Source organism: Streptomonospora salina (genome assembly GCF_014204715.1).
Classification (GTDB): Bacteria; Actinomycetota; Actinomycetes; order Streptosporangiales; family Streptosporangiaceae; genus Streptomonospora; species Streptomonospora salina.
The window spans coordinates 4,811,861-4,836,420 of sequence record NZ_JACHLY010000001.1 but is presented as its reverse complement, the minus strand read 5'-3'; the positions used below and the strand labels follow the sequence as shown (position 1 = coordinate 4,836,420).

Annotated in this window: 21 protein-coding genes; 4 read left to right on the top strand and 17 right to left on the bottom strand. The window is 76.3% G+C overall.

The features are described from left to right. The 8 genes from HNR25_RS21835 to HNR25_RS21800 form a co-directional block, all read right to left on the bottom strand. Positions 1–762 (bottom strand): hypothetical protein, encoded by a 762-nt coding sequence (locus HNR25_RS21835; protein ID WP_184638234.1) that lies wholly within the window; start codon positions 760–762, stop codon positions 1–3. 102 nt (positions 763–864) lie between these two features. Continuing rightward, a complete protein-coding gene (locus HNR25_RS21830) occupies positions 865–2,667 on the bottom strand; it encodes an RAMP superfamily CRISPR-associated protein (RefSeq protein WP_246463810.1) in 1,803 nt (600 codons plus the stop codon). Continuing rightward, positions 2,664–4,529: a hypothetical protein gene (locus tag HNR25_RS21825; RefSeq protein ID WP_184638232.1), complete on the bottom strand. Its 1,866-nt coding sequence runs from the start codon at positions 4,527–4,529 to the stop codon at positions 2,664–2,666. Before HNR25_RS21825 ends, HNR25_RS21830 begins: the two co-directional genes overlap by 4 nt. Continuing rightward, entirely contained in the window at positions 4,526–5,329 is an 804-nt protein-coding gene (locus HNR25_RS21820) for a hypothetical protein (RefSeq protein WP_312862677.1), read from the bottom strand. Before HNR25_RS21820 ends, HNR25_RS21825 begins: the two co-directional genes overlap by 4 nt. Continuing rightward, positions 5,326–7,086: a hypothetical protein gene (locus HNR25_RS21815; protein WP_246463809.1), complete on the bottom strand. Its 1,761-nt coding sequence runs from the start codon at positions 7,084–7,086 to the stop codon at positions 5,326–5,328. The genes HNR25_RS21820 and HNR25_RS21815 overlap by 4 nt, the downstream gene beginning before the upstream one ends. Then, complete coding sequence (locus HNR25_RS21810) at positions 7,083–9,410, bottom strand: CRISPR-associated protein (RefSeq protein ID WP_184638230.1); 2,328 nt, start codon at positions 9,408–9,410, stop codon at positions 7,083–7,085. Before HNR25_RS21810 ends, HNR25_RS21815 begins: the two co-directional genes overlap by 4 nt. An 845-nt stretch (positions 9,411–10,255) precedes the next feature. Further along, on the bottom strand, positions 10,256–10,588 hold the full coding sequence (locus HNR25_RS21805; RefSeq protein WP_184638228.1) for a hypothetical protein: 333 nt from the start codon (positions 10,586–10,588) through the stop codon (positions 10,256–10,258). 78 nt (positions 10,589–10,666) lie between these two features. Continuing rightward, positions 10,667–11,590 (bottom strand): CRISPR system precrRNA processing endoribonuclease RAMP protein Cas6, encoded by a 924-nt coding sequence (locus HNR25_RS21800; protein WP_184638226.1) that lies wholly within the window; start codon positions 11,588–11,590, stop codon positions 10,667–10,669. A 214-nt stretch (positions 11,591–11,804) separates the two neighbouring features. Between HNR25_RS21800 and HNR25_RS21795 the strand changes: the two genes are divergently transcribed. Further along, a complete protein-coding gene (locus HNR25_RS21795; protein WP_184638224.1) occupies positions 11,805–12,068 on the top strand; it encodes a hypothetical protein in 264 nt (87 codons plus the stop codon). Between the two features lie 222 nt (positions 12,069–12,290). Next, positions 12,291–13,496 carry a hypothetical protein gene (locus HNR25_RS21790; RefSeq protein ID WP_184638222.1) on the top strand — a complete coding sequence of 402 codons (1,206 nt, stop codon included), beginning with the start codon at positions 12,291–12,293 and terminating at the stop codon, positions 13,494–13,496. A 162-nt stretch (positions 13,497–13,658) separates the two neighbouring features. On the opposite strand, the gene HNR25_RS21785 is transcribed toward HNR25_RS21790, so the two are convergent. Both HNR25_RS21785 and HNR25_RS21780 read right to left on the bottom strand, forming a co-directional pair. Continuing rightward, the gene (locus HNR25_RS21785) at positions 13,659–13,919 is read right to left on the bottom strand and encodes a Txe/YoeB family addiction module toxin (protein WP_184638220.1); all 261 of its coding nucleotides are present in this window, start codon (positions 13,917–13,919) and stop codon (positions 13,659–13,661) included. After that, positions 13,916–14,167: a type II toxin-antitoxin system Phd/YefM family antitoxin gene (locus HNR25_RS21780; protein WP_184638218.1), complete on the bottom strand. Its 252-nt coding sequence runs from the start codon at positions 14,165–14,167 to the stop codon at positions 13,916–13,918. Before HNR25_RS21780 ends, HNR25_RS21785 begins: the two co-directional genes overlap by 4 nt. Positions 14,168–14,389: 222 nt before the next feature. Here HNR25_RS21780 and HNR25_RS21775 point away from each other — a divergent pair, with 222 nt between their 5' ends. Beyond that, positions 14,390–14,686 (top strand): hypothetical protein, encoded by a 297-nt coding sequence (locus HNR25_RS21775; protein ID WP_184638216.1) that lies wholly within the window; start codon positions 14,390–14,392, stop codon positions 14,684–14,686. A gap of 262 nt (positions 14,687–14,948) precedes the next feature. Here HNR25_RS21775 and HNR25_RS21770 read toward each other — a convergent pair whose 3' ends face one another. The 7 genes from HNR25_RS21770 to HNR25_RS25475 all read right to left on the bottom strand — a co-directional run bounded on the left by HNR25_RS21770 (position 14,949) and on the right by HNR25_RS25475 (position 23,888). Next, positions 14,949–16,043 (bottom strand): GNAT family N-acetyltransferase, encoded by a 1,095-nt coding sequence (locus HNR25_RS21770; RefSeq protein WP_184638214.1) that lies wholly within the window; start codon positions 16,041–16,043, stop codon positions 14,949–14,951. 192 nt (positions 16,044–16,235) lie between these two features. Next, a complete protein-coding gene (gene hutI, locus HNR25_RS21765; RefSeq protein ID WP_184638212.1) occupies positions 16,236–17,471 on the bottom strand; it encodes an imidazolonepropionase in 1,236 nt (411 codons plus the stop codon). Positions 17,472–17,573: 102 nt separating this feature from the next. Then, complete coding sequence (locus HNR25_RS21760; protein ID WP_184638210.1) at positions 17,574–19,028, bottom strand: formimidoylglutamate deiminase; 1,455 nt, start codon at positions 19,026–19,028, stop codon at positions 17,574–17,576. Then, positions 19,025–20,260 (bottom strand): allantoate amidohydrolase, encoded by a 1,236-nt coding sequence (locus tag HNR25_RS21755; protein ID WP_184638208.1) that lies wholly within the window; start codon positions 20,258–20,260, stop codon positions 19,025–19,027. The genes HNR25_RS21760 and HNR25_RS21755 overlap by 4 nt, the downstream gene beginning before the upstream one ends. Continuing rightward, positions 20,257–21,993, bottom strand: coding sequence for a urocanate hydratase (hutU, locus tag HNR25_RS21750; RefSeq protein WP_184638206.1), 1,737 nt, complete (start codon positions 21,991–21,993; stop codon positions 20,257–20,259). The genes HNR25_RS21755 and hutU overlap by 4 nt, the downstream gene beginning before the upstream one ends. Positions 21,994–22,012: 19 nt before the next feature. Next, the gene (gene hutH / locus HNR25_RS21745) at positions 22,013–23,551 is read right to left on the bottom strand and encodes a histidine ammonia-lyase (RefSeq protein WP_184638204.1); all 1,539 of its coding nucleotides are present in this window, start codon (positions 23,549–23,551) and stop codon (positions 22,013–22,015) included. 121 nt (positions 23,552–23,672) lie between these two features. After that, on the bottom strand, positions 23,673–23,888 hold the full coding sequence (locus HNR25_RS25475; RefSeq protein ID WP_221457766.1) for a hypothetical protein: 216 nt from the start codon (positions 23,886–23,888) through the stop codon (positions 23,673–23,675). Positions 23,889–23,897: 9 nt separating this feature from the next. On the opposite strand from HNR25_RS25475, the gene HNR25_RS26210 reads away from it, so the two are divergent. Then, entirely contained in the window at positions 23,898–24,398 is a 501-nt protein-coding gene (locus HNR25_RS26210) for a zinc ribbon domain-containing protein (RefSeq protein ID WP_312862676.1), read from the top strand. Positions 24,399–24,560 lie beyond the last annotated feature (162 nt).

Sequence of the window (24,560 nt, the reverse complement as noted above, 5' to 3'; positions counted from 1 at the left end):
CTAGCGGTACGCGTCGTCGGCGACGTCGAGTCCGACCGGCGGGGTCGGTTTCGGCCCCGCGCTGTATGCGGTCAGTCGGTGGTGTGCCACCCCGACGGCCCCGGTTTCGGGATCCTGTGCCCAATACTCTCGGACACGCAGCCACGTACCGACCGCCGCGGGCGCCGGGGCGTCCTGCGTGCCTGCGGAGGCGTCGAAGTCCTGCCAGCTCACGGGGTGGCAGGCGGTGGCGCCGGAGAGCTCGCGGCCGATGCTGAAGGGGATGTCGCCGCCCAGGTCGCTGCTGGAGCGCGGCCCGGCCCGCCAGCCGGCCAGCAGGAACGAGCGGTCGCGCGGTGCCAGCCACGGCGGCAGCCGCCCCACGTCGTCGCTGTCGCGGGTGGCCCAGGCCCCTTCGGCCCCTTCGCCGATGTGGATCTGGGCCGAGGGGGAGAACACGGCCGCGCCGAGCAGCCGCCAGGCGTCGGCGCCTCCGGGGTCCAGGGGCGGAGCCGAGAGGCGGGCGGTCTGCGGATCGGTGCAGGAGAGCCGCCACGTGTCCCGGGGGCAGGCACCGGTGATGCGGCCGTCGCCGAGTTCGGCCAGCAGCCACTGGGGTTCGCCGGGGGCCAGGGACTCCAGCGCCGAGCTGCGCCGGCCGTGCCGGAACAGGTCGCCGACCAGGGCGACCGCCTCTCCGGGGCCGAGCGGGTCGGTGCGGGCCCCGCACGGTTCCGGCGGCTCCCAGGCCGCACCGCCGGACGCGGTAGACGCTGTGATCATCGGGTGCCCTCCTTCTCCGCCTGCACGTGCCCGCATCGCCGGCCGCGCGTGCGTGCGGCGGCCGCGGGCCCGGGGCCGCCGCACGCACGCGCGGCGGCGGACTCACGGATCGGCGCCGCCGCGCCGTCCCGCCTCGGGCGCCAGCGCCGCGCGCAACGCCGCCAGCCAGGGTTCGGCGGCCGCGCGGTCGGCGCCTGCGGGGTCCTCGACCGCGGCCACCAGGTCGACCGGGGCCGGTTCCGCGCCCGGGCGGCAGCGGGTGAGCACGGCGCGGGACACGGTGACACGGCCGTGGCCGGCTCCGGTTCCGCCGCCGACTGCGTCCATCGGCACCGTACGCAGTTCGCGGACGATCAGGGCGAGCAGCCCGCGAACGGCGTCGTCGGGGTCGGGCACGTCGAGCACGACCTCGGCGCTGCCTCCGGCGTGCACGTCGTCGGTGAGCAGACTGGCGTCCACGCTGTCGCCGAAGAGTGCGTCGATGGTGACCCGGGTGGTGCGCTGGGGTGTGCCGCCGGTGAGCTCGGCGGCCTGGCGCAGCCGGACGGCCGAGGCCCGGGGGGCGCTGCGGGAGTCGGCGTCGCCGCCCCACCAGCGTGCGTGGAGCCGCCGCGCAGGGCTGTCGTGGGACCACTCGCCCGCCGCGGCGCCGGACTCGCCGGAGATGTCGCGCACCAGGCGCCGGCTCATCCGCTTGAACAGCGCGAACAACGCGGTGTCGCCGAGAGTGGGGCGCCACTGGACGGCGCCGTCGCCGCCGACGGCGGGCCGGCGCAGGTGGGCGCGGTCGACCTCGCCCAGCGTGTCGAGACCGGGCGCTTCGCCGACCAGGAGCAGGCCGGGGCGGCGCGTGTGCGTGCCGTCGTCGGCGGCGCCGCCGGCGGGGGCGAGTAGCGCGTCGGTGGGGCGTTCGGCCAGATGCAGGGTCAGGGCGAGTTCGTCGCGCCGGCGGTCGTCGGTGCCGTAGTCGGCGACGGTGCGGCGGTAGTCCGCACCGACGGCGGCGGCCAGCGCCGGGTCGGTCCCCATGTGCGCTCCGAGGAGCTCGGTCAGGCTCCGCCCGTGGGCGCCGCTGTGCGACCGGCACCGCTCGGCGACGGCCCGGTGGGCGCGGTCGCGGCGCTGGGCCCACGTGACGGCGTAGAAGCGGGCCCATCCCTGCGGTGCCGCCAGGTCGTGCCGGCGGGCGTGCCAGCCTTCGCAGGCGGCTGCGCCGTAGCCCCGTGCGGTGCGCGCCCCGATGGACACACCGGCTCCGGTTCCGGTCCCGGTGAGCCCGTCGGCGGCCAGCGCGGCCAGCGCGAGCATCCGGCCTTCGCTTCGGCCGTCGGCGACGTGCAGCCGCAGGGTGAGGGTGAAGGCGGTGCCGGCGGGCAGGGTCTCCATCCGCCACGTCGCCCCGGGGGCGGCGGCACCGCTGCCGGGGTCGACGCGGTTTCCGGCCCGCACGGTCACGCCGGCCTCCGCGGGGAGCTCGGCGACGGCGTCGTCGATGTCGAGGGCGCTGGGCACCGAGGCGCCGGAGCCGTCCTCGGCGCTGCGCGGCGCGGCCTCGCCGAAGAGCTCGGCCGCGGCGGGTGCGCGTTCCTCGCCGAGGCGCCGGAGCAGGTGGTGGCGCAGCAGCCCGGCCTGGGTGGTGGCCCGCAGGCGGGGCGCTCCGGTTACCGGGTCGCGGTCGAGCGGGGCGATGTCGGCGGCGGTACGGGAGGCGTCGTCGGCGGATCCGATGTGGGTGTCGCTGTGCAGCCGGATGCGCGCGGTCAGCTCCCACAGCACGCGCGGCCCGCCGGTCGCGCCCGCGGCGAAGTCGAAGGCGTCGTCGGCACCGGTGTCGTCGGCGGAGGCGCAGGGGGCGGTCGCGGCGACGTCGAAGGCGTCGTCGAAGGCGTCGTCGGGCCCGGTCATCGGGCCCCCTCCCCCTGGGCGGCGTCGCGTCCCGCCCAGGCCGCCGCCGCCAGCCAGGCGCCGACGAGCTGCAGCGACAGGCGCGCGGCGACCTCGGGGCGCGCGGCCCACGACTCGGCAGCAGCGGTCACCCGCTCGCCCGGCCGCCAGGCGAGGTCGACCGGTGCCAGCGCCCGGGCGAGTGCGTCGGAGTCGGGGGCCGCGCACCTCCACCAGGCGCGCGGGTCGTGCGCGGCGCCGTCGATCCACCGGGCCAGCGACAGCTCGGCGGATCCGTGCGGAACCGCGGCGGCCTCCAGCTCGGCGCGGGCCGCCTCCGGGACGGGGGTGTGCGGTGCGGCGCCGTCGGCGTCGCCGGTGACCACGCCGCCCAGTCGGGACAGCGCGGCGGCGGGGTCGGGCGCGGGTGCCGCGGCGACCTCGCGCAGCCGCCCGAGCAGGGCCGCCGAGGGCAGCCGGACCGAGCGCCGGGCGAGGTCGCGGGCGCGGGCGCGGACCGGTTCGGCGGCGGCCCGGCTCAGCAGGGTGTCCTGCAGGCGCGCGACCGGCGACCGGTCGGGGTCGGCGGCGGCTTCGGCGCTCACCCAGTCCGCGTCGACCCAGGCGGGCGATCCGTCGGCGAGGGTGACCGGCTGCACTCCGCTGTGCGTCGGCTCCACCCCCGATTCGGGGCGGGTGAGGGTGAAGCGGCGCCCGCCGGGGCGGGCCGTGCGGGTGTGGGCCAGCGGCGGCCGGTCGGCGGGGGCGGGTGCTCCGGGGGCGGGGACCGGGATCAGGGCGGCGGCGCCGTGGCCGTCGGCGGCCCGCCGGCCCAGCGGTCGGGCCTCCAGCGCCCGGATCTCCTCCAGGCCGATGTCGCGGCCGGCCCGCAGCCGCACCACCGACCCGGGCGCCGCGGTCCACTGCTCGGACATGGGCCCCCGGTACATGCGGTGGTAGGCCCCGGCGGTCTCCTGATGGACGTGGGCCGCCGCGGCCGCGGCGGCCGCGGGGCCCAGGACCCGGGCTGCCGCCCGCTCGACCGCGCGCGGCAGCGCGGCCGGGCTGGGCCGTCCGAGGTCGTCGTCGATCAAGGCGGGGGCCAGCAGCAGCAGGTCGCGCTCCTCGCCGCGGCGCCAGACCGACCGGCCGGCGTCGACGCGGTCGTCGACCAGCGCCGCGCCTCCGTCGGACGTGGTGGCGCGGATGCCGCCGCCGTGCGCGCGGGTGCCGCCCGAACCCAACGAGAGCAGGCCGTCGGCGGCGGTGAGGACCTCGGCGACCTGTTCGGCGAGGTCCTCGCATGCGGCGCGGGTGGGTGCGCGGACCTGCCAGCGGGCCTCGAACACCTGCCCGGGGTCGAGGCTGGTGGTGAAGTAGGGGGCGCCGTGCCGGCCGGCGTCGCGCCGGGCCACGCCCAGGTACTGCTCGGTGCGGGTCAGGGGCGCGGCGCGGCGGGCGAGGTCGGGCGTGACGTGGCCGGTGAGTGTCCGGTAGGCGCCGGTGGCCGCAGCGGGGGCGGCGAGCAGGTCGGCGAGGCGGCCCTCCGGAGTGTGCACGTGCCAGCAGCGCGGCGCGGGAACGGTCTGCGCGCTACCGGCGTCGTCCTCCAGCAGCGGGAACGCGGGGGCGAAGCGCAGCGCGCCGCCGCGGGCGATCCAGGGCTCGACGAGGTCGCCGCGGCCGGCGTGGTGCAGGGCGGCGGCGAGCATGCCGCGCTGGGCGCGGCCGGTTACGGCGTGGGCGGTGGTGATGCGCAGCGGGTCGTAGTCCGAGCGCACGACGAGCGACTCGGTGAGCACGTAGCGCAGCCCGAGGTAGGCGTGCACGGGGTCCCCCGCGCCACCGGTGCGGTCGTCGGGAGAGGTCTCGGCGATCGTCACACCCCCCTTTCTCGGACAGTCCCTCCGCTCTCGGGGCCTGCGTCGACGTCGGCCCAGGCCAGGGTGCGGGCGTGGGCGGTGTCGGCGTCGGTGCCGGCGTCGGCGGCCAGGCGCACGTCGACCCTGCCGCGGCCGCGTCCGGCTTTGAGCCCGGCCTGGGTGAAGGCGAGTGCGGCTCGGGCGAGGCAGCGCACCTCCACGGGGTCGGGGGTGCGGGTCCACCGCAGCGGGGCGGTCAGCCGCAGTCCGGGGTCGACGACGCGGACGGTGCGCAGCCGCGTGTCGTCGGGTGCCCCGGCGCCGTCGACGGCCACACCGCTCTCCACGGAGGTGAAGGCGTCGGTGACGGCGCGCACGAGCGTGCCCGCGGCGTCACCGGTCCCGCCGGTCCCGTCGGGGCCGTCCCCGCCGCGTTGTTCCAGGGCCCAGGCGACCGCGGCGCGCACCGGTTCGCAGGGGGCCGCGTGGGAGATGCGCAGGATGCGTCCGGGACCGTGCATGCGGGAGGCGCCGAAGAGCGCCTTGGCGGCGGGCAGCAGCGCGGGATCGACGCGGACGGCGCTGACGGCGGCGTCGCGCATGCGGGCGGCGATGCGCTGGCGCGGCAGGTAGGGCAGCCCGTGGGCGTCGGTGACCACGTCGGAGTCGGCGGCGGTGCCCGCGGCGCTGGCGCCGACGAACACGGCGGGCGAGGCGAGGTCCAGCAGCAGGTAGGCGGGCGTGTCCGGCTCGGCTGCGTAGCGTCCGGCGCCGTCGTCGGTCGGGCGGGGATCGGCGGGGAAGGGGTCGGCGGCGGTCACGAGCGTATCGCCTCCGCTGTCGCGTCGTGCGGCGGCCGGCCGTCCAGGCCGACGTCCAGGTGCAGGTCGAGCAGTGCGAGGGCGTCCAGGAGCCGGGCGCGGGAGAAGGGTTCGGGCAGCCGCGCGGGCATGCCGAGATCGCGGCGGCGCTCCAGCTCGGGGGCGGGGTCGCGGCCGTCCTGCAGCAGCGGAGCCAGGCGCGACAGCAGCCAGGACCGCTGCTCGCCCGGGTCCGTGCCGCGCAGGCTGCCGGGGGCGGAGGGGTCGAAGTAGTCGCGCAGGAACGCGTGGAATTGCGCCCCGGTCATGGGCAGGGCCGTGCGTCCGGGCTCGCCGGGGGCGGAGGGGCTGCGGCGGTCGCGCAGCCGGGCGACCACGCGGGCGGTGTCGTCGAAGTCCTGCGACCAGGCCACGACGTGGTCGCCGAGGCGGTCGGCGGACTGTTTGCGGTGGTCCTTGGCCTCCTCGCACAGCGCGGCGCAGATGTCGTAGCCCACGGACAGCGGGGCTCCCACGGGCTGCACGGCGATGCCGACGCCGGCCGAGGGCACGCCGGTGGTAAGCCCCGTGTCCCCCAGGCGGCGGGTCCAGGGCGGGGTGCGGGCGCGGCGCGCCATGGCGGCGCGGGGGTCGCCGGGGCTCAGGTCGTCGGGGTCGGCGTCGAGCCAGTCGAGGGCGAACCGGGTTGCGCTCCAGGCCAGCCGGGCGTCGCAGATGACGGTGAGGTCGTCGCCGGCCACCACGACCGGGCGCACCGGGACGTAGACGGTGCCGCGCACGGTGTGGGGGCGCAGCCGCCCGCCGGCTCCGCACCCGTCGATGGCGGGCTCGCCGGTCTCGGCATCGGTGCCGACGGCGGCGGCGACCGCCCGGATGAGGGCACGGGCGAGCCCTTCGGTGAGCCGGGCGATGTCGGCGGAGACGGCGCGCATGCCCGCGGGCACGTCGGCGCCGGATTCCTGGAGGCGGCGGTGGTGCTCCTTGAGCAGGTCGCCGAGGCCGTTGAAGTCCAGGTGCACCACCGCCAGGCGGCTGACGTCGCCGATCTCGCGGCCGAGGTGGTCGACGTCGGTGGGCAGCTCCGCCCGCCGGGCCCCGGCGGGCGGAGCGAGGCCGTGCAGCCAGGCGCGGCTGTTGTCCGCGTGCCACCGCCGGGCGCGCGTGCGGGCGGTGACGACGTCGCGGGCGGTGCGTTCGCGCACGGGACCGCGGTCGCGGGTGCGGTCCAGCAGCTCGGCGGGGCGGCCGGTGATGTCGCAGGCGGCGGTGACGCCGAGTCCGGGGGCGGGCAGGTGGCCGGGCGCCGGACGGGCGCGGGCGCCCTGCAGCGCGGCGGGCAGCAGGCGCAGCGCCTCGGTCCGGTCGGCGGGCCGTCCCGGACCGCCGTAGGGCAGGTGGGCGGTGACGGGGGTGAGCCGGTCGGAGATGTCGCGCAGCAGGCGCGTGTAGCGGCCGGTGAAAGCGCGCGCGTGCTCGGCCGCCCGTTCGGGGTGGGTGAAGTCGACGTAGAGCGCGCCTCCCGCGTCGCGCAGCACGGTGCGGTGCTCGGCGGGCGCCTCGTCCAGCATCGGGGCGATGCGCGGTCCGGCGGTGTCGGTGAGGTCGGCGACGAGCGTGGCGCGGCCGATGGCGTCGAGCAGCCGGCGGCCCTCGTAGATGAACCGCTGGATGCCGGCGAGGTCGACGCCGACGAGCACCCCGTGCGGCGGCGCTGCCGCCCCGGCGTGCGGTGCGGCGGCGGGGTCGGCGGCGCTCATGGGGCTGCCTCCTGACTGGGTGCGAGTCTGAGGGCGGAGAGGTGGTCCTGCAGCGCGGTGCGGAACGCGGCGGTTCCCGGATCCGCCGACACCACTCTCGGACGCCGGGTGTCCTCGTGGCCGGTGATCAGCTCGGCGGGCGGGGCGGAGCCGTCGGCGCCACCGGCGCCCCCGTCGGCGCGCCACCACGAGAACCAGTCGATGAGCTCCAGCGCGCGGGCCGGGTCGCCTTCACCGGGCCGGTGCAGGGCGAGGGTGAGTCCGGCCGTGCCGCAGCGGACGTTGAGGAGCGCGGCGGCGGCGAACACGTCGTGGGCCCAGCCGCCGGCGCCGGTGTCCTGCTCGACGTGGCGGTCCCGGGCGGTGAAGTGGCGCAGCCGGGTGCGCCGGGGCGCGCTGAGGCCGAGGGCGCGGTCGGCGGCGGTGAGCACGACGGTGGGGCGCTGCGGTGCGGAGTACTGCGGCAGCGGCGCGGCGCCGGCGACGGCGGTCTCGTCGACCCAGGCGGCGACCTCGGTGGGGGCGGCCAGTGCGCGCACCTGCTCGGCGGCGGCGTCGATGAGGGGCGCGTCGATCTGGTGTGCGGCGATACCGGGGTCGACGGCCTCGCTGAGGGGGCCGCCGAGGAAGCGGTAGCCCCGCAGCAGGTGGCGCCATTCGACGGCGGCGGGCGGGTGGTGGCCGACGGGCCCGTGGGTGCGGCAGGAGACGCGCCGGGTCAGCGGCGAGATGTAGACCACGCACCCGGCGCGTTCGTGAGCGGCCAGCGCCAAGCCGGTGCTCATCGCTTTGGTGCCGGTGGTGATGTCGGCGACGACGGGGGCTCCCGGTGTGCGGTACAGGTCGATCTTGGCGCGGGCGCGGGCGGCGGCGTCGGCGACGTCGGCGGCGTCGACGGCGGCCTCGGCGAATTTGACGCGGTCGGGGTAGCCGTCGCGGCGCAGGCGCTGGGCCAGGCGGCGGCGGTTGAGCCGCTGGAACTCCTCCGGCTCCTCCCCCGCCAGCAGGGCGCGGCGCACGCTGGAGTCGAGCGCGGACAGCTCCTTCTCGCTCTGGCGGGTGAACAGCATGACGGCGCGGCCGGGGAGGAAGGCGCGCGCGGCGGCCAGCACGGGCAGGCGGTTGCCGCCCAGTCCGGTCAGCAGCAGCGGCGCCGCCCCGCCGTCCGGGCCGGCGGGGCAGGGGCCGCCCGCGCCGCCCGCGTCGGGGGCGGGCGCGTGCGGAGGTTCCGGAGGCGCGGCGGTGGGGCCGCCCGTTTCCGGTGCGGCCGGGGCGGGCGCGGTTCCGCTCGCCGCCGGCGGGGGCGGTGCGGCGGGGAAGAGGCTCTCGACCAGCCGGCGGGCACTGCCGAAGTCGCGGGAGGAGAGTTCGGTGAAGCTGCGCACGTGCAGGGGCGCACCGCTGAGCTCGGGGTCGTAGGCGGCGATCTGCTCGAGGGAGCAGTCGCCCTTGGCGCCTTCGTGCACGAACAGCACCCGGGCGGCGCCGCCGAAGGCGCGCTGGGCCTTGGTGAGCGTCCATCCGGCGGCGTCGGGGATGTGGGACGGGTCGCGCTTGACCTCCACGCAGAGCACGCGGTGGCGGTAGCGCACGATGAGGTCGAAGTCGCCGATGGACTCGCGCGGGCTGCGCGGGTCGGGCATGACGCGGTTGCCCAGCACCTCGGCGCCGGGCACGCGGGCGAGCCGGCGGCGGAACAGCGCGAGCACCCGCGCTTCGGCCGTGTCGCCGGTGGTCAGTGTGGTGGCGACGTCGTCGCCGCGCAGCCAGGCCTCCTGGGCGCCGGCGCGGTCGCCCGGGCGCAGTTCGACGCCGTGCAGCCGGCCGAGCTCGGCGGCGGTGAGGGCGCTGCTGTCGATGCCGGCGCCGTGGCGGGAGCCGTCGGTGAAGCGCAGCGTCTCGGAGGTGGCGTCGAGGTAGCTGCGCCAGCGGTGGCGGCCGGGGAAGCGCTCGGCGTGCGCCAGCACGGCGTGGGCGCTCATCACCTTGCTGCCGCCGGTGTAGCACAGCCGCCAGTCGCCCCGCAGGTCGGCGTCCAGGGCCGCGAAGCGGGCCGCCACGGCGTGGAAGTCGAAGACGTCGCCGCCCACGTCGAAGCGGCGGGCGACCTCCACGGCCGGGCACAGCCGGCGTGCGGCGTCGGCGATCCGGGCGGCCCGTCGGGCGGTGTCGCTGCTGTGCACGAGCACCAGCCGACGCGGCGCGAAGGTCAGCGCGGCCAGCAGCGCCGGGGTGGGGCTGGTCCCGGCCAGCACCACCAGCGTCGCGGGCGTGTCGTCACCGGCGCGGCCGGGCGCGCCGGGAAGATCCGCTCTGGGTCCCATGGGTCCATTTCACACTGTCGCGGGCCGCTCAGGGGAGGTTGCGGGGATGTCGCCCGCGGTTTCCGCGATCGACCGGAAGCCACTTCTTTCACCTCCTTCCCCCCAGTGTCCGAGAGAGGTGCTGTGTCGGAGGTGATCGCCCATTGGAACCATGACCCATCCCCTCGAATCCCTCGAAGCCCCGCCCCCCGCGGCGACTCGGCCCCTCAGGCCGGTCCGGTGCGGGCGGGGAGCCCGCAGGCGCCGCCTTCGCCGCCTCGGCGGCCGGTAGGAGGAGCGGTGAGGCATCGACGGCAGGCAGGGGACCGCGCACCGACCGCACCCGGTTCCTTCCGCCCCGGTCGCCCGGGGTCCGGGGCCCGGTGGTCGCGCCCGGTTCCGGCTGCGGACCCGGCAGACGGGATAGCACCAACCGCCGCACGTCTCGCGCGTCGATCAGGGAAGACTCGGATCCCGGCGGACGGGACAGCGACCGCGCAGAGAACGGACCTGACTGCTTCTTCGTCGTCCGACCCCGGTTGACGGGATAACAACGCCAGTTGTTGACGGACGCTCCCCAGGGCCGCCTCCTCCCCGGCAGACGGAATGGGACCGGCACGGGGCCCGGACGGGCCCCCTGCCCCCGGCCCTGACAACCAACACCTGGCTCGCCTGCGAACACCTGCGCCGGCCCGATCCCGGCAGACGGAATTGGCCGGCCCGGGGCGCCGGGCACGCCCGCGCGCCGCACGGCGCGGGCGGTTCCGGTCACAGGGCGCACTCCGCCCCGGGACCGGAACCGCCCGCGCCGGCTTCGACACCGCCGCCGGCGGCCGGCGCTACCGGATCCCCGTCCCTGGGCCCGCTCAGCCGTTCCTGCGCCCCAGCGCCTTGCATCCGACGATCGTGCCGTCGGAGGAGCGCACCAGGTCGGTCGGCACCAGCAGGTCGGTGCGTTCGGGGTGGGCGAGCGCGACGGCGGAGGAGACGATGTACCACACGCCCAGCGTCGGGGCGGGCAGCATGGCGCGGCCGTAGTCCTCGGAGAACACCGGGATCCCTCCGATCCGGCCGATCTCGCAGCGGTCGACGGCCACGCGCACCGGCTTGTCCGCCGCTGGGCAGCGGACGACGACGCGGTCGTCGGAATCGAAGATCGTCACCTCGTGCGGTGTCAGATTGACCAGCGGAACACGCATACTTCCCTCTCACACCCAGCCGGCCGAGCGCACCGAGCAGACCCGGGACGCTGCGCGATCGCCGGAGGCGGCGCCGGGTCAGTCGAACAGCAACCCGTCAAACCCCTGTTCCTGATGTTCGGCGTGCACCGGGCGCGGAGACCGCGGACGCCGGCGGTCGCGGGAGGAGGGCCGCCGCCGGCCGACCGCCGCGTCGTCGCCGGCGGTGAGCGTATCCACGCGCAGCGCCCCGAAGCCCTGGGCCGTGTACTTGCCCACGCCGGTCAGCTCCACCAGCTCCAGCAGGGCGCCGAAGTCGGCGACGATGCGGCCGTCGCTGCCGCGGGGCAGCGTCAGCCGCAGCCCGCCCTCCCAGCCGAGCACGGTCCGGCCGGCCGGTCCGGGATGTTCGGCGGCCCGGACGGGCGCGGAGTCGTCGGGCAGCCGCCGCAGCCGCGCGGTGACCTCGTCGATGCGGCGCAGCCAGGGCTCGGCGAGCTCGCGGGGGGCGAAGCGCGCCACCGCGCCCACGGCCCCGCTGCCGCCGAGCCGACCGTCCGCGGCGCGGTGGACCGCGCCGAACAGCAGCCGGGGACCCGGCCAGGCCTGGAAGCTGTCCTCGCCGTCGTAGTTGCGGGCCAGCGACACGACCGGGCTGAGGGTGTGCAGCGACGCCGCGTGGGCGGCCCGGCGGGGCTCGGTGAGCACGGCCGTGTAGTCGCGCGTGTGCACCTCGGTCACCGACAACGGCTCCAGGAGGTGGTCGCCCACCCGCTGCACGCGGCCGACGAGTCCGGCGGGATCGGTCTCGGGCGGGGTGTCGTCCATCCAGGTCAGCGACCACACCCACAGCCGGTCGGCCAAAGGCTGGGGCCAGCCGTTCATCGCCCACTTCTTGGCCGCGCCGTGCTCGGCGTCGGACTGGGGCCACCAGCTGTTCAGCAGCCCGTGGCAGTCGACGGCGCGCACGGGTCGGGCCGCGTCGGCGTGATCGCGCAGCACCAGCGTCCAGCGTCGCGGCATCGTCACTCCCCCTTCGTCGCCGAGCTGCCTCGGCCGTCGTGGGCACCTTCCTCATCAGGCCCGAGCACCCATGGCTCTCGGACAGCACCGGCGGGCGGAGGGGCGCTGTCCTGGCCGGGTGCGGCGGGCGCGGCCGTCCGAGAGGTGTCGGCACACCTGCACCGCCGGGCCCCGGCACAACGCGCTCGAGTGATCAGGACGGAGCCGCCCGCGCATGAGTCCCGACGACGACCACACCGACCCGCCCCACCGCGGAGTGCCGCACCCGCGCGGCTGGATGGACGCCTACGTCCACTTCCGGCTCGCGGCGCTCGACCCCGATCTGGAGGAGGCCGGCGGCCCCGAAGAGGAGCCCGAGGCCGGCGGGGCGCCGCCCCACCGCGATCGGCCTCCGCCGGTGCCCGACGTCACCGCCGAGGAGCTGGCCGCCCACCTGGCGCTTCTGGCCGAGCGCTACCGGCACCGCCCGCAGCGCTGACCGGCGCCGGCCGGCCGCGCCCGGCCGGCGACTTTGCCGTTCCTTGACTCCCGGCGCGCGCGGAACCTACTGTTCGGAACAGACCACGCGCGTCACCAGGGCGGTGCCGACAGCGCCAGCCGGCGTGGGTGTGTCACCGACGCGACCGTCCTTCTTCTATGCACTTTCCCGGAGGAGCTGGGGAAGAGCCTCAGCCCCGTACCGACGGGGAGAAGAAGGATCTTGAGCACGCGCTGCCTGTTCACGGACCTTTTCGGTTCGACCGCGTTCCTGTACGCCGTGACCCGGGCCTTCGGCTGCGGCCGGTGCGAGCCCGCACGGCAGCGGAACGCGCCCGAGACGCTGCAGAGCTGCGACCGCCACACCGCGCAGTTCGACTCGGCGCTGAGTCTGCTGAGCGAGAACTGCCCGTGCGACCGGCACGGCGGGGGCGGCTCCAAGATCACCACGCGCATGGGCGAGGTGCACGCCGCGCTGGAGGCGGGCGCGACCGCGTCGGCCGAGGTGCGCCGCTTGGTGTTCGCGCTGCGCGACGCCGAGACCGACCGCGCGTTCTCCCGGTTGCGGCTGGTGTTCCCGCAATGGTCGGGCCGCACCCTGCGCTGCGCTTTCTCCGAGCGGCCGCGGCGCTGGGCGCGCCAGCACGCCGTCGCCGACCGGGTGGCACCCGGGGTGGTCGAGCAGGAGGCTCTCGCGGCTCTGGTGCTGGCGGCCGGATTCGGGCACCCGGCGGTGGACCTGCCCGACGAGCAGCCCGACGACCCCGCCGAATCCCCGCTGCCCGGCGACCACGGCTTCACTCGGGAGTCGGGCGCGGTCCCGGTGGCCGACCGCGCGGGCCGATCCGTGGCGGTGTGCCGGGAGCGCCCGCTGGTGTCGGTGCCCACGGCCGAGTACCTGCTGCGCAAGCTGCAGGAGCTGGCCGACGGCGTCGACCCCGCGCGCGCCCGCACCACCGACGAGCTGCGCCGGGTGGGTCTGGGCGAGTCGCTGCGCGGCATGGGGCCCGAGGATCTGGCGCGGGTGGTCACCGAAGTGCTGCGGCGGCTCGCCGAGCGCCTTCCCGAGCATTTCGAGCTGCTGGAGCGGGCGCGCGGCCGGGCGCGCAGCGCTCCGTACCGCCCGGTCGCCGATCCGGCGCCCGCGCCCGCCGCTCCCCAGTCGCCCGAGCGCCCGGACAGCGGGGAGATCGCCGAAAGCGAGCAGGACTGGCTGCGCCGCACCGCCTGGACGCTGGTCACCCAGGCCCGCCGCAACCCGGTCCACTACGCCACGGACCCGGTCGCCGCGCTGGACCGGTTCCTCGACACCCACCTGCGCGCCCGCCCCGACGCGGTCCCGGCCGCCTGGGCCGGGGCGGTCCACGACGACGACACTCGCGCCGACCTCCTCGACACCCTGGTGGACCTGGTGGCGACGGTGGATTGAGCCGGCGGCGCGGCCGCCCGGGGACGGGGCGGGCGGTCGCGCCGGAACGGTTCCTCAGCCCTCTGCCTCGTCGGCGCGGTTCTCCGCGTCGCGGAGTCGCAGGCGGCCGTCGTCCAAGGACTCGGAACTCGGAGAGGACGTCACCTGCTTGACGTCCTCGCCTCACGTGCCGTAGTGGTAACGGCAGGCCGCGATGTGGATCTCGCCTTCGCTCACCTTGTACACCAGCCGGTGCTCGTCGGTGATCCGCCGATACCAGTAGCCGTGGAATCCGTGACGCAGGGGCTCCGGTTTACCGATTCCGCCGTTCCCGTTGCGCTGAATGTCGCGAATCAGCACGTTGATCCGCTTCAGGATCTTGCGATCCCGCCCCTGCCACCATACGTAGTCTTCCCAGGCGCTCTCCGCCCAGACGAGCCTCACTCGTCCAACCCTCGCTCGATTCCCCGGCCCGCTTCGAGCTCTTCGATCGCGCTCACCAGGCGACGCGCGTTCTCCGGGCTTCGGAGCAGGTACGCGGTCTCCCGAAGAGCCTCATACTCCGACAACGCCACCATCACGACCGGCTCGTGCCCGGCGCGCGTGACGACCACCTCTTCACGGTCGTCGACGACCGAGTCGAGCGTCGCCGCATAGTTGGCACGGGATTCCGAATAGCTCATCGTCTTCACGATCCTCGCCCCTCTCACCCAGCCGTACAACATCTTGTACGTACAGTCTCGAACCCCGGCACCCGTTCCCGCACACGCCAGGAACCACTCCGAACGGGCCGCGATAGCGTAGATTCGGGCGAAGGTGCGGTGCACACGAGTACGTAGAAACGACACTCCTTTCGTACAGGTGTATGATTCCCCTACGAGAACACGCACCCGCTACCGAAGGGACGCACCGCCGTGGTCACCGAGGTCCTCACGTTGAAATACTGCGATCCGCACGCCCTCCGCGAGGAGAAGGTCGAAGCGACCGACGTCATCCAGTTCGCCTGGGAGGGGACCGTTCGCGAGGTCGACGCCTGCGACGAGTGCAAGAAGGAGCACGAGACCCGCTACGAGCCGCTGGCCGACTACTCCCGGCCGGTGAAGAAGCGCCGCGCCAAGAAGACCGAGGCCAAGACCGGCTCCTCCGACGGCGACTCCGCTTCCGATTCCTCCGCGGACGACGCCTCCTCCGACGACGATTCGGAGTCCTGATACTTCCGCTCCCGCACAGGGGAGCACTCGCGTCGGCCGGTCGCCGGAGCGGTGGCGCACGCCCCGGCGACCGGTCTCGCCCCGCCCGCCGGGCTGATCGGGACGCATCAGATCGGGCGGATCGAGCCGCCCGGACGGAGCGGCGCAGGAGAGCGCTGCGCCGCCCGCGTCCCCGGGGCCCGCGGCGGGGGGTATAAGTGCGGGGGAGGTCGACGCCCCATTTCGCCGGCCTCCCCCGCTGTTTCCCGGAAAAGCGTGTCGGTCAGGCCGCCCCGGGAGCGCCCGGTTCGGTCATCAGATCGGCGAGACGGCCGCCGCTGCGGGCCGGGCCCGCTCCGGCCACCGGAAGCCGGGCCTGGACCGCGCCGTCGCGCGGCGGGCGGATCACCGCGCCCATGCGCCGCATGATGCGCTGCATCCCGCGGTTGCCGGTCACGGTCTCGGCCCGGACCTCGGCCAGACCCCAGTCGGCGGCGACGGCGGTGAGCGTGCGGGCCAGCGCGGTTCCCACCCCCTGCCGCTGCCACGCGTCCTCGACCAGGAACGCGATCTCGCCCACCCCCGGGTCCAGGGTGTACATCAGGTGCGCCAGCGCGATCGGTTCGCCGCCCCCGCTCGGCCCTACGAGCAGCGTCAGCCCCCGCTCGGGGTCGCAGAACACCTCCAGCATGCCCGGGGCCAGCCGCCGCAGACTGGAGAAGTACCGCCCCCGCGTGGTCTCGGGCGAGCAGCGGGCGTGCAGGCGCTGGATGGCGTCGGCGTCCTCCGCGCAGGCCTGACGCAGCTGAAGCCCGGTTCCGCCGCCGGTCGTGACCGTCCTGTCGGTGCGCACCGGTCCGGCGGGCGGCAGCACCGAACGCACGAGGGCGTCGGCGCGGGCGGACTCGGTCCAGGTGAAAGGCCGGTCCGGGCGCCGCAGCCGGACGCCGCGCAGCGGACCGACCGATACCACCAGGGTCGTCTCGGGCTCCTCCGGGAACTCCGGCTCCGGGCGGGTGAGGTTGGTCCAGCGGGCCTCGTCGGCCATCAGCAGTTCGCCCAGCGCCTCGGGCAGCCGGTTGGGGGAGCTGCGCAGGCGTGCGGTGAGCAGCAGCGCCTTGGTGACGTCGTCGCCGACCTCCCGGGGCTGGGCGGGGACGGCGTCGACCTCGCCGGTGACGCTGTGCCGGGCGACCTCGCGCAGCAGCCCACGGTGGTCACCGGGGACGTCGACGACGAACTCGTCCACCACACCGACGGGGTCGGCGTGGATCGACAGTCCGACGACGTTGCCGCCGCGGGCCGCCATGGCCTCGACCACGCCGGCCAGGCGGCCGGGACGGTCCTCCACGGCGGTGCGGATGCGCCACAGGCTCATGCGGAACTCCCTTCGCGGGCCGACGCGGCCGAAGGGGCGGCGCCGCCGTCCGGCGGTGCGCGCCGGCTCCCTCCCAGGATGGGGCTCCTGCGTTTCGTGCAGGCTAAGCCCAGGTAAGTTCCGGCGACATGCTGGACGCCGGCGGCCCCGGGGCCGTCCCGCGGGGCGCGCGGGCGGGGACGGCGTGCGCCCTCAGGGCCGGCCCGCGACGAGTTCGCCGTCCTTCCACACCGCCGCCACCTGCGGCACACCGGGACGGTAGGCCAAATAGACCGGGTTGGGCGCCTCCAGCAGCACCATGTCGGCGCGGGCGCCCACGGCCAGGTGGCCCACGTCGTCGCGGCGCAGCGCCTGCGCACCGCCCGCGGTCGCGGCCCGCAGCGCCTCCTCCGGGCTCATGCCCGCCTCGCGCACCGCCAGCGCGATGCACAGCGCCATGCTGGAGGTGAAGGACGAGCCGGGGTTGCAGTCGGTGGCGAGGGCGACGCGGACGCCGGCGTCGAGCAGGGCGCGGGCGTCGGGATAAGGCTGGCGGGTCGAGAAGTCCACGCCCGGCAGCAGCGTGGCCACCGTTCCCGGCCCGCCGCCGGAGGCGGCGTCGGCCAGCGCGGCGACGTCGGCTCCGGTCAGGTGGGTGCAGTGGTCCACCGACGCCGCGCCTTCCTCCACGGCCAAGCGCACCCCCGGTCCGGGCCCGAGCTGGTTTCCGTGCACGCGCGGCGCCAGACCGCGGCCGCGCCCCGCGCGCAGGACGCGGCGGGCCCGGTCCTCGCCGAAGGCGCCGCGCTCGCAGAACACGTCGATCCAGCGGGCGTGCGGCGCGCAGGCGTCCAGCATGGGGCCGGTGACCAGGTCCACGTAGGCGTCGGGGTCGCCGTCGTACTCGGGCGGTACGACGTGGGCGCCCAGGAAGGTCGTCTCCTCGGTCAGCCGCGCCGCCGCGCGCAGGCAGCGCTCTTCGTCGGCGACGCTGAGCCCGTAGCCGGACTTGGCCTCCAGGGTGGTGGTGCCCTGGGAGCGGGCTTCGCGCAGCAGTCGGGTGGCGGTTCCCAGCAGGTCGGTGTCGGAGGCGGCGCGGGTGGCGGCGACGGTGGTGCGGATTCCGCCGGCCTCGTAGGGCCGGCCGCTCATCCGGTCGCCGAACTCGCGGCTGCGGTCGCCCGCGAAGACGATGTGGGAGTGGCTGTCGACGAAGCCCGGAATGAGGCAGCGCCCGGCGGCGTCGACGCGCACGTCGGCGGCCGGCGCCTGGCTGCGCGGCCCGCACCACGCCACGCGGCCGGATTCGACGACCAGGGCGGCGTCGGAGACGTCCCCCAGCTGCCCGGGCCCCAGCGCGGGGTCGTTGGTGGCGAGGCTGCCGATGTCGTCGACCAGCACCGACGATACGGCGGGCACGGAGGGGGCGGTGGGGTCGGGCGTGTTCATCGGCGTCGCGGCGCTGCACCGGCGCCGCGTTCCTCCTTTCGGGTGCGGCTGCGGGTGCGGTTCCTGCGGGCGGGCGAGGGGCGGGGCGCCGCCGCGGAGAACTCATCCGGTGAGTTCGGTGATCGCGGCGTGCAGCCGGGCGGGGGCGTCGGGAATCGCGGTGTGCACGCCGTCGCGCACGATCCAGCGCCCGTCGGCCATGACGTGGCGGACGTCGGCGGCGCCGGCGCCCCACACGAGCGCGTCGGCGGCGCGCCCGGGGTCGAATCCGGCCAGTCGGACCCCGTCGAGGGCGATCGTGGCCAAGTCGGCGCGAGCTCCGGCGGCGATGCGCCCCGCACCGCCGGAGCCACCGGTTGCGGCGTCGGGCGCCCAGCCCAGCGCGGCGTGGCCGTCGGCCTGGGCGGCCTGCAGCAGCCGGTGGGCGGGGCGTGTGCCGCGGCGCCCGGTGCGCAGCCGCTCGTGCTCCTCGGCGCCGCGCGCTTCGGCGAACATGTCGATGGCGGTGTGGCCGTCGGTGCCCAGCGACAGCGGCGCCGCGGCCAGGCGACCCAGGTCGGGCAGGCCGTCGGCGAGATCGCGTTCGGTGGTAGGGCACAGGCACACCCCGGCTCCGGTTCCGCGTACGAGGGCGGTGTCGGCGCCGGTCAGGTGGGTGGCGTGCACGAGGGTGGGGCGCAGGGCCGCCAGGAATCCCGTGTCGTCCAGGAGGCGGACGGGAGTGCGCCCGTGCACGGCCGCGCACGCGGCGTTCTCGGCGGGCTGCTCGGAGACGTGGATGTGGGCGGCGGCCGACTCGGCCTCGGGTGCCGCACGGGCGATGCGGGCGAGGTCGGCGGGCGGCACCGCGCGCACCGAGTGCGCGGCGGCGCCGATGCGGGCGTGGCTGCCGGCGGGACGCAGATCGGCGACGCGTTCGGCCCAGCCGTCGGCGCCCGCGTCGCCGAAGCGCAGCTGGATCCCTTCCAGCTGCGTGTACCCGTTGCGGGCGTCCAGTCCTCCGGCGAGGTAGCAGGTGTCGAGCAGGGTGATGCGCACACCGGCGTCGGCCGCGGCGGCGATCAGCGCCCGCCCCATGGCGTTGGGGTCGCCGTAGCGGGCGCCCCCGGGGGCGTGGTGCAGGTAGTGGAACTCCCCGACGCAGGTGATGCCGGCCAGCGCCATCTCGGCGTAGACGGCGCGCGCGAGGCGGTGGTAGGAGTCCGGGTCCAGCCGCCCGGCCGCCTCGTACATCCGGGCGCGCCAGGTCCAGAAGCTGCCGCCGTCCTCGCCGGTGCGCCCGCGCAGCGCGCGGTGGAAGGCATGGGAGTGGGCGTCGGCGAACCCGGCGACGGTCAGTCCGCTCAGCCGCTCGGCGCCGTCGGGGGGCCGTGTGTCGCGGGCGACCGAGGTGATGACGCCGCCGTCGACGTCCACGAGCACCCCTGGCGCGGCCGCCGGGCCGGCGCCGGCGTCCAGCAGCGCCCATTCGCACCAGTACCGCCGGGCGGTCCGCGGCCGCGCCGGTCCGGGTCCGGCCGTACCGGCCGCGGACGCCTCCGGCGCGGCCGTGCTCACGCATCCTCCGGCGGTGCGGCGTCGGACAGGTCGGCCAGCACGTCGGCCAGGGCGGCGACTCCCGCGCGGCAGTCGGCGGCGGTGGCCGACTCCGCGGGGGCGTGCGAGATTCCGGTGGGGTTGCGTACGAACAGCATCGCGGCGGGCACGGCGGTGGCCAGCACGCCGGCGTCGTGGCCGGCGCCGGTCGTCAGCAGCGGAACGGGCGCCCGCCCGCCTCCAGCACACTCGGCGATGCGGTCGCGCAGGCCGTGGTCGAACTCCACGAGCGGCGACGCGGACTCCAGGAACCCGGTCACGGTGACTCCGTGGTCGGCAGCGCTGTCGCGCGCCGCCGCGTCGACCGCGTCGACGACGGCGCGCAGGGCCGCTTCGTCTCCCGCACGGGCGTCCAGCCAGGCGCGCACCCGCGAGGGCACCGCGTTGGTGCCGTTGGGCGAGACCCGCACCTTGCCCACGGTGGCCAGGGCGCCGTGGACCTCGGCCGCCCGCCGCGCCTCCAGCACGGCCGCAGCGAAGGGCAGCATGGGGTCGCTGCGGTCGGCCAACCGGGTGGTGCCGGCGTGGTCGGCCTGGCCGGTGAAGTCCAGCCGCCACCGCCCGTGCGGCCACACCGCCGAGGCCGCTCCGACGGGGTCGCCGGTACACGCCAGCGCCCGCCCCTGCTCGATGTGCAGCTCGACGAACGCGCCGATGCGGCCGAGCAGTTCGCGGTCGGCGCCCATGCGCTCGGGGTCGAGCCCGGCCCGCTCCATCGCCCGCGACCAGGTGACGCCGTCGCCGTCGGTCAGGCCTGCGGCGCGCTCCGGGGTGATGGCGCCGGTCGACAACCGGCTTCCCAGGCACGGAACGCCGAAGCGGGCGCCTTCCTCCTCGGCGAACACCGCCACCGCGACGGGGCGCCGGGGCCGCAGGCCGCGCCGGCGCAGCTCGCCGATCGCGGCCAGGCCTCCGACGACGCCCAGCGGCCCGTCGTAGGCGCCGCCGTCGGGCACCGAGTCCAGGTGCGACCCGGTGACCACGGCGCCGGGGCCGGGTTCGCCCCACCACGCCCACAAGTTGCCGTTGCGGTCGGTCTCGACGGCGAGCCCGCGGTCACGGGCCGCCGCTGCGAACCAGGCGCGCGCCTCGGTGTCGGCCGCTCCCCAGGAGTAGCGGCGGTAGCCGCCGGTGGTGCGGTTGCGTCCCAGCGGCGCCAGTCCGTCCCACAGTTGCGCGAAGTCGTCGCTCATCCGGACTCCGTCCCCGATCTGCGCTCGGTCGGTGCGGTCGCCTTCCGCCGCCTGCTCTCGTCCCGGTCCTCGTGCATGGGCAGGCGGATGCCGTGCTCCCGGGCGGCCTCTTCGGCCTGGCCGTACCCGGCGTCGGCGTGGCGGATCACTCCGGTGGCGGGGTCGTTCGCCAGGACCCGGGCGAGTTTGCGCGCGGCCAGGTCGGTGCCGTCGGCCACGCTGACCTGGCCGGCGTGCAGGGAGCGGCCGATTCCGACACCCCCGCCGTGGTGGATCGACACCCACGAGGCGCCCGAGGCGGTGTTGACCAGCGCGTTGAGCAGCGGCCAGTCGGCGACAGCGTCGGAGCCGTCGGCCATGGACTCGGTCTCGCGGTAGGGCGAGGCGACCGATCCGGTGTCGAGGTGGTCGCGGCCGATGGCCAGGGGCGCGCTGATTTCGCCCGAGGCCACGAGCTCGTTGAACCGCTGTCCGGCGGCGGCTCGCTCGCCCTGGCCCAGCCAGCAGATCCGCGCCGGCAGGCCCTGGTGGGACACCCGCTCACCGGCCATGCGGATCCAGCGGGCCAGGTGGTCGTCGTCGCCGAACAGATCCAGCACGGCCCGGTCGGTGCGGGCGATGTCGGCGGGGTCGCCGGACAGCGCGGCCCAGCGGAAGGGGCCTTTGCCCTGGCAGAACAGGGGCCGGATGTAGGCGGGCACGAATCCGGGGTAGTCGAACGCGCGCGCGTAGCCGGCGGTGCGGGCCTCGTCGCGCAGCGCGTTGCCGTAGTCGAAGACTTCGGCACCGGCGTCGGCGAATCCCACCATCGCCTCGACGTGGGCGGCCATGGACGCGCGGGCGCGGCGGGTGAACTCCTCGGGTGCGCGGGCCGCGTAGTCGCGCCAGTCGGCGACGCCGACCCCGCTGGGGAGGTAGGCGAGCGGGTCGTGGGCCGACGTCTGGTCGGTGACGACGTCGAGGCGCGCGCCGCGGCGCAGCAGTTCGGGAACGGCGTCGGCGGCGTTGGCCTGCACGCCGATGGAGACGGCGCGCCGTTCGCGGCGCGCCCGTTCCGCCCGGCGCAGCGCGTCGTCGAGGCTGTCGGCGGCCTCGTCGAGGTAGCCCTGGGCGACACGGCGCTCGATCCGGGTGGCGTCGCACTCGACGACCAGCGCCGTCCCGCCGTTCATGGTCACCGCCAGCGGCTGGGCGCCGCCCATTCCGCCCAGCCCGGCGGTGAGGGTGAGCGTCCCGGCCAGGCTGCCGCCGAAGCGTTCGGCGGCCACGGCGCCGAACGTCTCGTAGGTGCCCTGCAGGATGCCCTGGGTGCCGATGTAGATCCACGATCCGGCGGTCATCTGGCCGTACATGGTCAGGCCCAGGCCTTCCAGGCGGCGGAACTCCTCCCAGTTCGACCAGTCGCCGACGAGGTTGGCGTTGGCGATGAGCACGCGCGGCGCCCACTCGTGGGTCGTCAGCACGCCGACCGGGCGCCCGGACTGCACGAGCAGGGTCTCGTCGTCGCCCAGGTCTCCCAGCACGGCGGTGATGCGGTCGAAGCTCGGCCAGTCGCGGGCGGCCCGGCCGGTTCCGCCGTAGACGACGAGCCGGTCGGGGTGCTCGGCGACGTCGGGGTCGAGGTTGTTGTGCAGCATGCGCAGGGCGGCCTCCTGCGGCCACCCCTTGGCGGAGCGGGCGGTGCCGCGGGGTGCGCGCACCGTCCGCGGTCCGGGGCCGGTTTCCTCGGGCATCGCGGGCCTCCTGGCCGGATCAGGCGAGCGGGGTGACGGCGTCGGCGGCGGCGCGGACCGAGCCGTCTGCGACGAGTCGGGTCGCGGCGGCGATCTCGGGCGCCAGGTGGCGGTCGGGACCGGGGCCGGGCACCCGGGTGCGCAGCGTGTCGCGTACGGCGGCGGTGGCGGGTGCGGGTTCCAGGGGGGCACGCAGGTCCAGAGCGCGGGCCGCGGTGATCAGCTCGACGGCCAGCACGTCGGTGAGCGCCCCGACGGCGCGGCGCAGCTTGCGGGCGGCCGACCACCCCATCGAGACGTGGTCCTCCTGCATGGCCGAACTGGGGATGGAGTCGACGCTGGCGGGAGCGGCGAGCCGCTTGAGTTCGGAGACCAGGGCCGCCTGGGTGTACTGGGCGATCATGTGGCCGGAGTCGACGCCGGGATCGTCGGCGAGGAAGGCGGGCAGCCCGTGGGAGCGGGCGACGTCGAGCATGCGGTCGGTGCGGCGTTCGGCGATGGAGGCGAGGTCGGCGACCGCGATGGCCAGGAAGTCGAGGGTGTAGCCCACGGGCGCGCCGTGGAAGTTTCCGTTGGACTCCACTCGGCCGTCGTCGGTGACCACCGGGTTGTCGATGACGGCGGCCAGTTCGCGCAGGGCGACGGATTCGGCGTGGGCGAGGGTGTCGCGTACGGCGCCGGCGACCTGGGGGGCGCAGCGCAGCGAGTAGGCGTCCTGGACCCGGGTGCAGTCGGGGCCGCGGTGGGAGGCGACGACCGGAGAGTCGGCCAGCAGGGCGCGCATGTTGGCTGCGGCGGCCGCTTGGCCGGGGTGGGGGCGCAGATCCTGCAGTTCGGCGGCGAAGACGCGGTCGGTGCCCAGCAGCGCCTCGACGCTCATGGCGGCGGTGATGTCGGCGACGCGCAGCAGCTCGGCGAGGTCGGCGCAGGCCAGCAGCAGCATGCCGAGCATGCCGTCGGTGCCGTTGATGAGCGCGAGGCCCTCCTTGGCCGCCGGCTCCACCGGCTCCAGGCCCGCCTCGTGCAGCGCCTCGGCCGCCTCGCGCAGTTCGCCGCCGGCGTCGCGGACCGTTCCCTCACCCATCAGCGCCAAGGCGACGTGGGACAGCGGGGCGAGGTCGCCCGAGCAGCCCAGACTGCCGTACTCGTGGACGACGGGGGTGATCCCGGCGTTGAGGAGTCCGGCCAGCGCCTCGGCGGTCACCACGCGCACGCCGGTGCCGCCCGCGGCGAGCGTGCGCAGCCGCAGCAGCATCAGGGCGCGCACCACCTCGCGCTCGACCTCGCCGCCGGCGCCGGCGGCGTGGGAGCGGATGAGGGAGGCCTGCAGGCGGGTGCGCAGGTCGGGGGCGATGTGGCGGGTCGCCAGGGCGCCGAACCCGGTGCTCACGCCGTAGGCGGGGGCGGAGTCGGCGGCCAGGGCGTCGACGCGCTTGCGTCCTGCGGCCACGGCGGCGCGCGCTTCGGGGGTCAGGCGGACCGCGGCGCCGCGGCGGGCCACGGCGACGACGTCCTCGGGCGCGGGCCCTGCGGGGCCGATGTCGATCGGGGTGGGCATGCCCCTATGGGACGCGGTGGGCACCCGGATACGCGAGCCCCCGCGCCCGGATCCCGTCCGAGGTTTCAGACAGTACCGCCGGCGCCGGCCGCGGCCCGGGCTCCTGTGGCCCGGGTGCGGGTCAGCGGGGCCGGTCCCCGGCCGGCGGTGCATCCGCCGGATCCCGGGCGGCGGCCTCGCCGAGCGCCGCGAGCCCGAGTGCGACGGCAGGGTGGTCGCCGCTCCCGCTGCGCACGGCGGTGAGGATCGACCGCGAGGGCTGCGGGGTGCCGTGCAGCCGCACCCGGACCACCGGGTGGTCGGCGGCGACGGGCAGCAGCCGGGGGACCAGGGCCACGCCGAGCCCGTGGGCGACCAGCGCGCCGGCGCGCCCCGCCAGCGGATGACCGGCCGGGACCAGCAGGTCCTGGTGGTCCTCGACCAGGACCCGCTGCTCGAAGCGGCGGTCGTCGGCCGGCGGGTAGGCGGGATCGGGTACGAAGACCGCGATGTCGGCGCTACCGGGATCGTCGGCAGTACTCCGCCGTTCACGGCGGAGGTGACGCCGACTCCCCCGCGCCGCAGGCTGGTCAGGATCGGGCGGTTCGAACCCACGTCCCGGGTGTGCTCGGTGTGCGGCGTCAAGGACGGGCCTCAGCCGCTGCACGTGCGCGAATGGGCGTGCAGCGGTTGCGGGGCCGTGCTGGACCGGGATATCAACGCGGCGGGCAACGTCGCCACGGCCGCCGGGCTGGCGGCATCAGCCCGTGGAGCGCAGGTAAGACCCGAACCCGTTCGGGCGCAGCGCGATGAAGCGGGAACCCGCCGAAGCGGCCGACCGGCCGCCGTAGGAATCCCCGGCTCTTAGCCCGGGGAGCGGAAGTCAACGGCCAACAGCAGGTCGAAGACGCGAACGAACAGCACACGGGTCTGCCCCCGCTGCGGGCGGCCGGAATCGGAAATCCACCGGGTCGTCTCGCGGCACCCGACCTCGACCGGGATGGTGGTCTACACCCGCTGCGCGTGCGGA

Excerpts from the sequence above, each read along its gene's own strand:
- HNR25_RS21805 (WP_184638228.1), bottom strand. The coding sequence starts at position 10,588 with ATGCGTGTTCCGCTGGTCAATCTGACACCGCACGAGGTGACGATCTTC.
- HNR25_RS21830 (WP_246463810.1), bottom strand. The coding sequence starts at position 2,667 with ATGACCGGGCCCGACGACGCCTTCGACGACGCCTTCGACGTCGCCGCG.
- HNR25_RS21815 (WP_246463809.1), bottom strand. The coding sequence starts at position 7,086 with ATGAGCGCCGCCGACCCCGCCGCCGCACCGCACGCCGGGGCGGCAGCG.
- HNR25_RS21800 (WP_184638226.1), bottom strand. The coding sequence starts at position 11,590 with ATGCCGCGACGCTGGACGCTGGTGCTGCGCGATCACGCCGACGCGGCC.
- HNR25_RS21755 (WP_184638208.1), bottom strand. The coding sequence starts at position 20,260 with ATGAGCGACGACTTCGCGCAACTGTGGGACGGACTGGCGCCGCTGGGA.
- hutH (WP_184638204.1), bottom strand. The coding sequence starts at position 23,551 with ATGCCCACCCCGATCGACATCGGCCCCGCAGGGCCCGCGCCCGAGGAC.
- HNR25_RS21835 (WP_184638234.1), bottom strand. The coding sequence starts at position 762 with ATGATCACAGCGTCTACCGCGTCCGGCGGTGCGGCCTGGGAGCCGCCG.
- HNR25_RS21770 (WP_184638214.1), bottom strand. The coding sequence starts at position 16,043 with ATGAGCCTGTGGCGCATCCGCACCGCCGTGGAGGACCGTCCCGGCCGC.
- HNR25_RS21810 (WP_184638230.1), bottom strand. The coding sequence starts at position 9,410 with ATGGGACCCAGAGCGGATCTTCCCGGCGCGCCCGGCCGCGCCGGTGAC.
- HNR25_RS21795 (WP_184638224.1), top strand. The coding sequence starts at position 11,805 with ATGAGTCCCGACGACGACCACACCGACCCGCCCCACCGCGGAGTGCCG.
- hutU (WP_184638206.1), bottom strand. The coding sequence starts at position 21,993 with ATGCCCGAGGAAACCGGCCCCGGACCGCGGACGGTGCGCGCACCCCGC.
- hutI (WP_184638212.1), bottom strand. The coding sequence starts at position 17,471 with ATGAACACGCCCGACCCCACCGCCCCCTCCGTGCCCGCCGTATCGTCG.